At 69.0% G+C, this 7391-nt stretch carries 7 protein-coding genes and 1 pseudogene; 3 read left to right on the top strand and 5 right to left on the bottom strand.

Features of this window, described 5'->3' with window-relative positions:
• Window positions 1–362: pseudogene (locus tag Q1K70_RS03885) on the top strand (4Fe-4S ferredoxin); the annotation flags it as partial.
• Between the two features lie 153 nt (window positions 363–515).
• Here Q1K70_RS03885 and phoU read toward each other — a convergent pair.
• Together phoU and serB are read right to left on the bottom strand one after the other, a co-directional pair.
• Entirely contained in the window at window positions 516–1190 is a 675-nt protein-coding gene (gene phoU / locus Q1K70_RS03880) for a phosphate signaling complex protein PhoU (RefSeq protein WP_300156023.1), read from the bottom strand.
• A 170-nt stretch (window positions 1191–1360) separates the two neighbouring features.
• Window positions 1361–2581, bottom strand: coding sequence for a phosphoserine phosphatase SerB (gene serB, locus Q1K70_RS03875; RefSeq protein ID WP_300156020.1), 1221 nt, complete (start codon window positions 2579–2581; stop codon window positions 1361–1363).
• A gap of 176 nt (window positions 2582–2757) precedes the next feature.
• On the opposite strand from serB, the gene Q1K70_RS03870 reads away from it, so the two are divergent.
• Window positions 2758–3000 carry a hypothetical protein gene (locus Q1K70_RS03870; RefSeq protein WP_300156017.1) on the top strand — a complete coding sequence of 81 codons (243 nt, stop codon included), beginning with the start codon at window positions 2758–2760 and terminating at the stop codon, window positions 2998–3000.
• A 255-nt stretch (window positions 3001–3255) separates the two neighbouring features.
• Here Q1K70_RS03870 and Q1K70_RS03865 read toward each other — a convergent pair whose 3' ends face one another.
• Entirely contained in the window at window positions 3256–3432 is a 177-nt protein-coding gene (locus tag Q1K70_RS03865; protein ID WP_300156014.1) for a hypothetical protein, read from the bottom strand.
• Between the two features lie 145 nt (window positions 3433–3577).
• On the opposite strand from Q1K70_RS03865, the gene Q1K70_RS03860 reads away from it, so the two are divergent.
• Window positions 3578–4711, top strand: a complete 1134-nt coding sequence (locus Q1K70_RS03860) for an aminotransferase class V-fold PLP-dependent enzyme (RefSeq protein WP_300156011.1) — start codon at window positions 3578–3580, stop codon at window positions 4709–4711.
• Window positions 4712–4726: 15 nt separating this feature from the next.
• On the opposite strand, the gene Q1K70_RS03855 is transcribed toward Q1K70_RS03860, so the two are convergent.
• Together Q1K70_RS03855 and Q1K70_RS03850 are read right to left on the bottom strand one after the other, a co-directional pair.
• A complete protein-coding gene (locus Q1K70_RS03855) occupies window positions 4727–6343 on the bottom strand; it encodes a diguanylate cyclase (protein WP_300156009.1) in 1617 nt (538 codons plus the stop codon).
• A 36-nt stretch (window positions 6344–6379) separates the two neighbouring features.
• Complete coding sequence (locus Q1K70_RS03850) at window positions 6380–7279, bottom strand: ATP-binding protein (protein ID WP_300156006.1); 900 nt, start codon at window positions 7277–7279, stop codon at window positions 6380–6382.
• Window positions 7280–7391: the final 112 nt, after the last annotated feature.

Here is a 7391-nt window from a genome sequence, read left to right as displayed (position 1 = left end):
TCGGGCTCTCGGACGGGCTCATCACCCCGGCCGGCCAGGCCGTGCGCGTGGGCAGCGTGGTGGCGCGGGCGGCGTTTCCCCCCACGCCGCGCCCCTACGCCCGCCACGACGCCTGGTGCCTGCGCGCCGTGGGCGTCCCCTGCCGGGCCTGCATGAAACGCTGCCCCGTCGGGGCCATCAGCGAAGCCGGCCACGACAAGACCCGCTGCAAGGACTACATCCGGGGCGTCACCGCGCCCTACGTGGCCGCCGAACAGATGCCCGGCATCCCCGTCAACAGCTGCGGCCTGTGCCAGGTGGGCGTGCCCTGCGAACACCGCGACCCGACCGCCCGCAAACGCGGGAAGGTGGCGGGAGGATAGGGGCGAGGGGGAGGAGAAGCGAGGAGAACGGGGGAAAGTAGGGGAGAAGAATGCCTCCGGCGGCCAGGAGGGGGTGCCCCCCTCCTGGACCTCCTCGAAAGGGGGAGCGGAGCTGTTCGAAAGCCTGCGTCAGAATGCGGGTGAGGGACGGGATCAGCCGTCTTGGGACGGCAGGCCGCACTTGTGCTTGTAGTCGATGGCCTTGCGGATGAAGATCGTGGATTCGGCGATGTTGGCGCACTGATCGCAAATGCGCTTGAGGCTGTGGGCCACGAAGGACTGCTGCACCGCGCGTTCCACGGGCCGGGACTCGCGGATCATCTCGCTCGTGACTTCGCGGAAGATGCGCACGTTGAGGTCGAGAGCGGCCGCGTTTTGCTCGATGATCGCCACGGCCGCCTCGGCGTCGAGGTCCATGTAGCAGTTGATGCAGGCGCGCATGAGCTCCATGGCCAGGTCGGCCAGGCGGCGCAGGTCGTCGTGCATGGGCTGGCGCGGCTCAGTGGTCAGCACCAGCACCCGTTCGGCGATGTTGACCGCCTCGTCGCCCAGGCGCTCGATGTTGACCAGCATGCGCATCGAGCCCACGATGAAGCGCAGGTCCTTGGCCACGGGGTGGTGCAGGGCCAGGATCTTGAGGCTCTCGGAATCGACGCGGCACTCGTATTCGTTGATTTCCCGGTCCGCGTCGATGACTTCGCGGGCCTTGGCGGCGTTGTGCTCCAGCAGGCTGGCCACCGCCTTTTTGACGGCGTCCTGTGCCAGATGCATCATATGCAGGACATCCACCTTGAGCGAGTGGATGGCGTTGTCGAGCGGGGTTTCCACGTCACACTCCGGGTTTTCCCCGGGCGGTCGGCCTCGGGGGATGCGTTCGGTCAACCCTTTTCGTCCCTTGTTACGGGCGACGAACGTGTGATCGAATTGTGACGATTCGGATAAGGCGTGTCAAGAATCCCCGTCCGGCGGGCGCGGGGCGGGGTGGGGCGACGGTCGTGTTACGATAAGGTGTCGCGCTCCCGCACGCCCACGAGGTAGAGGATGCTGTCCAGGCCCAGGGTGGAGATGGCCTGGCCGGCGCCCTTCTTGACCACCGGCTTGGCGTGGTAGGCGATGCCGAGGCCCGCGATGCCGAGCATGGGCAAATCGTTGGCCCCGTCCCCCACGGCGATGACCTGCTGCAGGGACAGGCTCTCGCGCTCGGCCAGCATGCGCAGGATGTCGGCCTTGCGCGCCGCGTCCACGATGTCGCCCACCACCTCGCCCGTGAGCCTGCCGTCGCGGATCTCCAGTTCGTTGGCGAAGACGTAGTCGATGCCCAGGCGTTCCTTGAGCCGGTTGCCGAAATAGGTGAAGCCGCCGGAGATGATGGCGATCTTGTAGCCGAAGCGTTTCAGGTTCGTGATGAGCCGCTCCGCTCCGTCGTTGAGGGGGATGCGCCCGGCCACGGTCTCGAGGACCTCCGCGGGCAGGCCCCGCAACTGGCGCAGCCGGCGGCGCAGGCTCTCCTTGAAGTCGATCTCGCCGCGCATGGCCGACTCGGTGATGGCGGCCACGGCCTCGCCCACGCCCGCGGCCTTGGCCAACTCGTCGATGACCTCGGCGGCGATGAGCGTGGAGTCCATGTCGAAGGCCACCAGCCGGCGGTTGCGTCGGAAGGCGTTGTCCTCCTGGATGGCGATGTCCACGCCGAGGTCGGCGGAGATGGCCAGGAATTCGCTTTTGAGCGCCGTGAGGTCGTCCGGCGTGCCGCGCACGGAGAATTCCACGCAGGCCATGCGCGGCGCGGCGGCGGCCTCCAGGGAGGCACGGCCGGACAGGCGCGTGATGACGTCGATATTGAGCCCGTTGGCGGCGATGACCCCGGAGACGGCGGCGATGTGCTCGGCGGTCAGGCGGCGGGCGAGCAGGGTCACGATGCGCCGGTCCTTGCCCTGGCCCTCCACCCAGGCCTCGTAGCTGGCCGCGTCCACCGGGGTGAAGGTCAGGTGCACGCCGAGCTTGTGGCCGCAAAAGAGCAGGTCCTTGAGAAACGGCGTGGCTTCGCCGCCGCTCGGCGCCTTGACCAGGATGCCGAGCGACAGGGTGTCGTGGATGACGGACTGGGCGACGTCCAGCACTTCGGCCTTGTGGCGGGCCAGTTCGGCGGTGACGGCGGCGGTGAGGCCGGGCTTGTCCTGGCCGGAGACGCGGATGAGGATGATTTCGGGCTCGTGCATCGGGAGCCTATAGCGCCCGGGCGCGCGGCGGGCAAGATGGCGCGCCCGTCCGCCGGGCCGCGCCTCGGAAGCATTTCTCCTTTTCCCCGGACCCGGTTTGGGCTATGCTCGATACGAGTCGGCGTTGCCGACGTCGCGGGCGCGCCTTCGCCCGAAACCCCAGCGCAGGAGGAGCAGTGGCCAAAAACGCCTATACATTCGCCAAGCGGTCCAAGGAACTGGCCAAGAAACAGAAGAAGGAAGAAAAAAAGCAGCGCCGCTCCGATCGCGTCGAGGCTCCGGAAGGCCCGTACTACGACGAGGCCACCGGACAGATCGTCTATCCCGAGTCCAAGCCCGAGGCCGAACCCGATACCGGGGACGAGGCCGCCCCGGCGGGCGACCAGGCCGCCCCGTCTCCGGACGAAAAGACCGGCTAGCCCCGGCCGTCCCCCCGTGCTTCCCCGGATGCAAGCGGCGCGTCGCGCCTGCCGTCCGGGGTGGCCGCCGCGCGCTTACGCAACGCACAGACTGTCGGACGCCGGGCGCAACCGCCACGCCCGGCCCGTCTCCCACGCCACCAGTGCCCCTCCCGGCCCGGCCGGACGACGACAGGGCGAAAGCCCGGCCGGCGCGTTCGCGTTTGCGGTGAGGCGCGTCCGGGAGACGCACGGGAGAGCTGGCCGGCGACCCGGCTACGGCAGCAGGAACGACGGCGTTTTTTGCCGCATGGTGCGAAAATCCTGCCGCCCGTAGATCTGCGTCAGGCGGTCGTTGCTCTCCCGGTCGAGGATGCGCTCGAGCTCCCCGTTGGCTATCGGCGCGCAGGCGGCCAAGAGCAGGGCAATGAGCGCGATCAGCAGGCGTGGCATGGCGCGGGCCTCCCTGGGGCGAAATTGCCGCCCCGGCGCAACGTTGCACCTTCCGTGCCCGGCCGCACCGGCTCAGGGGCCGCGATTGCCCGGGCGACGCTTTTGCCGTACTGTCCGCGCCTCACCGCAACACGGAGAAGCATGCATGTCCGACGCGCCGTTTCCCGAACACACCCTTTTCATCACCGGCCCGACCTACGTCCGCCCCGAGGTGCGCGCCGCCGGGGCCTGGCCCGAATACGGCCACCGCGACAGCGAGAACGCCAAGCGGTTCGGCCCCATCTTCGCCGACCTGGCGACCATCGCCGCCTTGCCCGAGGACTACCGGACCATCCTCTTCCTGGGCTCGGGCTCCACGGCCATGGAAGCGGCCGTGCGCTCCCTGGTGGCCGACGGCGAGACGGTGCTGCACGTGTCCATGGGCGCGTTCGGCGACCTGTGGCACAAGATTTCGCTCGAAAACGGCAAGAAGGCCGCGATGCTCGCCGTGGAGCCGGGCAGGACGGCCACCGTGGCCGCCCTGGAAGCGGCCATGGACGCCCACAGGCCCGCCGTGGTCGCCGTCACCCACAACGAGACCTCCACGGGCGTGACCAGCGACGTCGTGGCGCTTTGCCGCGCGGCCAAGGCCCGGGGGGCCCTGGCCGTGGTCGACGGGGTGAGCATCTTCGGCGGCGCGCCAAGCGGCATCGCCGGCTCCGGCTGCGACATGTACTGCACCGCGACGCAGAAGTCCCTGGGCCTCAACGCCGGCTTCGGCATCGGCTTCGTGAGCCCGGCGGCCGTGGACAAGGCGCGCCACGTCACGGCCCGGGGCCACGCCTCCGACATCCTGGCCCACCTGGGCCGGGCGGCCAAATTCCAGACCCAGTCCACGCCCAACGTGGCCCTTGGCAACCAGATGTGGCTGCAACTGGAATATATCGTCAAGGAAGAGGGCGTCGAGGCCCGGTTCGCCCGCCACGCGGCCATGCGCGACCAGGCCCTGGCCTTCGTGAAGGCGCTGCCCGGTTACGCGCCCTTCGCCGAGGAGGGATACCGCTCGCCCACCGTGACCACGGTGGTGGTGCCCGAGGGCATGACCTTCGCCGACCTCAAGGCGGTCAAAGAGGCCATGCGCGCTCGCGGCTACCTGTTCGACCCGGGCTACGCCAAGCTCAACGAGGACTTCGAGGCCGAGGGCAAGCGGCCGATCTTTCGCATCGGCCACATGGGCGACATCACCCCGGCCATGCTCGAAGGCTACCTGCGCGCCCTGGGCGAGACCCTGGCCGGCTGATCGGCCGGTCCGTTCTCAATCCGCCGTTTCGCGGTCGGTCCGGGCCGGGGCGGCCGTTTCGCCGATCTCCAGGCACACGACGCAGTCCCGACCCGAGGACTTGGCCCGGTAGAGCAGGGCGTCGGCCCTGGCCACCAGATCCCTGGGGCTGGCCGGGGCGGTCCCGGCCCAGGTCACGACCCCGAGGCTGGCCGTGACGCGGTCGCCGGCGGCCGAGCCGGCGTGGGGGATGGCCAGGGCGCGCACGGCCAGGCGGATGCGTTGCGCCGCCTGCCGGGCAGCGGCCAGGTCCGTCCGGGGCAGGACGCAGGCGAATTCCTCCCCTCCGTAGCGGGCGACCAGGCAGCCCCGGCCGACGACCGTCTTGGTGAGGGTTTCGCCCACGCGCCGCAGGCAGGCGTCCCCTTCCACGTGGCCGTAGAGGTCGTTGAAGGCCTTGAAGTGGTCGATGTCGAGCATGATCAGCGACAGCGGCGCGCCCTGGCAGTCGTGACGGGCGCAGGCCAGGGTCAGGGCGGCGTCGAAATGCCGCCTGTTGGCGATGCCCGTGAGCCCGTCGGTCCTGGTCAGGACGGCCAGGGAGCGGTTGGACTGCTCGAGGGCCGCTTCCATGGTCTTTCGCGTCGTGATGTCCGTGAACATGACGAACGCGCCCTGGTAGGTCCCGTCGGCTCCCATGACGGACTTGGACGAGACGAGCCCCCAGAGCTTCTCGCCGTCCCGGCGCACCCCGCAGATCTCGTAGACCGCGTCGCCGCCCTTGCGCCGCACGGCCATGTGGGCGGCGTGGGCCGGCAGGTGCTCCGGCGCGATGAACGCGTCGATCCTTTTGCCAAGCAGTTCCTCCGGCGCGAAGCCGAGCAGCGCCGCCATGCGCGCGTTCACGTAGGTGACGCGGTCCTCGGCGTCCAGGGAGAGGATGCCTTCCAGGGCCGTGTCCACGATCTGCCGGTACTGCGCCTCGGTGCGGCTCAGGGACTGCCGGGTCCTTTCCAAGGCGTCGTCGTCCCGTTCCTTGGCCAGGAGCAGCATGCTGCAGGCGCCGACGAGCATCATGGCGTAAGCCCCGGTCCCGGGCAGCATCTCGAGGGGAAGTCCCAAAAGGACAGGCTCTCCGCCGTCGCCGAAGCCCCTGGAAAGGCTGTAGAGGAGAAAAAGGCCGCCAAGGAGCGCGTAGCTGACGCCGAGCGTCCGGCGCAGGAGCGAGCCGGTCTCGTTGTCCCTGAGCAGAACCCAGGCCGGCAGCAGATACAGGCCGGCATGGCCGGTGAAAAGGATCACGGGCCGCAAGACCGGGGGCAGGGCGCAGACAGCCAGGCAGGCGACGACGATGCAGGCCGTCATGGCCAACTGGGCGCGCCGGGAAACGGGCCGGTCGGCCAGGTGCGCCGCGGCCCAGAATTCGCAGACGCAGCCGAGGAGCAGGGGGGTGTTGCCGAGCGCGACCGTCAGGACGTCCGGAAAGGGACCGCGCAGGTACAGGACCAGGGAGCCCGCGCCCTGGAGGAACTTGGCCGGGGCCAGGAACGGGATGCGCTGGGCCGCATCCTTGTGGCGCTGGAAAACGAGCAGCAGGGCGCAGATGACGAAGGAGCCGACGGCCAGGAGCAAAATGGTCGTGGGGGTGTCCATACGTCGCACCTGGCCGTCGGGCGCGTTGCGGCGGGGCTACTTCGCGACCAGGGCGCGGATGCGGCACACGCCGCACAGCTCGCCCGAGGACGGGTAGCCACAGCTCGCGCAGGGCGTGAGCTGTTGCCTGCCTTCGCGGTTGGTCTCGGCGAAATGCTCCCTGCCCTTGGCCAGAAACGCCTCGTAGAAGGCGATCTTCTGGCCGGGACTGGCGTGCTCCAGGTCGGCGAAGAGCTTCTTGTGGCCGGTGAAGCTGGCCCCTCCGGAGTAGGGGCAGGCCGCCTTCCAGTGGTCGATGCCCTTCAAAAAGCAGTAGGCCGCCGTCTCGAACTCCGTCAACCGGTAAAGCGGCTTGATCTTGCGCACGAAGCGCCCCTCGCTCGGCAGCGTCGGCCCCTGGCTGCCGAGATAGGTCGCGTCCCAGCGCAGCACGTTGGCGAAAAGACGAGCCACCTCGTCGTCGAGGTTGTGCCCGGTGGCCAGGGCGGCAAAGCCGTTCTCATAGGCGAACCGGTTGAAGTAATGCCGTTTGATCTTGCCGCACACGGCGCAGATGGGCCGGTGCACCGCCGCCTTGACCTTGGGGATGGCCAGGCCCACGTCCCCGGTACGCAGCACGTGCAGCGCAAAGCCGTTTTCCCGGCAATAGGCCTCGGTGCGCGCGCAGACCGGGTCCGAGGAGTCCGGAATGCCCAGATGCACGTGCAGCCCCGTCACGTCATGGCCCAGGTCCGACAGCACCCGCATGAGCGCCAGGGAGTCCTTGCCGCCGGAAACCGCCACCAGCACCTTCTCGCCCGGGGCGATCATGGCGTGACGCCGCACGGCCGTCTCCACCTGCTTCCTGAAAAAAAGCTCGAAACACCCGGGGCAGAACCCCGCATGGTGGCTCGGCAGCTTCACCGCCGCCAACTCGCCGCATCGTTTGCACTTCATATGTTTCCCCGGGAGGGAGAAGAGGAATCGGGGGGGAGGAAACCCCTTTTTGCAAAAAGGGGTTTCCTCCCCCCCGATTCCTCTTCTCCCTCCCGGGGAAACATATGAAGTG

Source organism: Solidesulfovibrio sp., from assembly GCF_029978005.1.
Lineage (GTDB): Bacteria > Desulfobacterota > Desulfovibrionia > Desulfovibrionales > Desulfovibrionaceae > Solidesulfovibrio.
This window is presented reverse-complemented; position numbering and strand designations above follow the sequence as displayed.

Bases quoted from the DNA above. Each gene is read 5' to 3' on its own strand.
- Q1K70_RS03860 (WP_300156011.1), top strand. From the start codon at position 3,578: ATGTCCGACGCGCCGTTTCCCGAACACACCCTTTTCATCACCGGCCCG.
- serB (WP_300156020.1), bottom strand. From the start codon at position 2,581: ATGCACGAGCCCGAAATCATCCTCATCCGCGTCTCCGGCCAGGACAAG.
- Q1K70_RS03850 (WP_300156006.1), bottom strand. From the start codon at position 7,279: ATGAAGTGCAAACGATGCGGCGAGTTGGCGGCGGTGAAGCTGCCGAGC.
- Q1K70_RS03865 (WP_300156014.1), bottom strand. From the start codon at position 3,432: ATGCCACGCCTGCTGATCGCGCTCATTGCCCTGCTCTTGGCCGCCTGC.
- Q1K70_RS03855 (WP_300156009.1), bottom strand. From the start codon at position 6,343: ATGGACACCCCCACGACCATTTTGCTCCTGGCCGTCGGCTCCTTCGTC.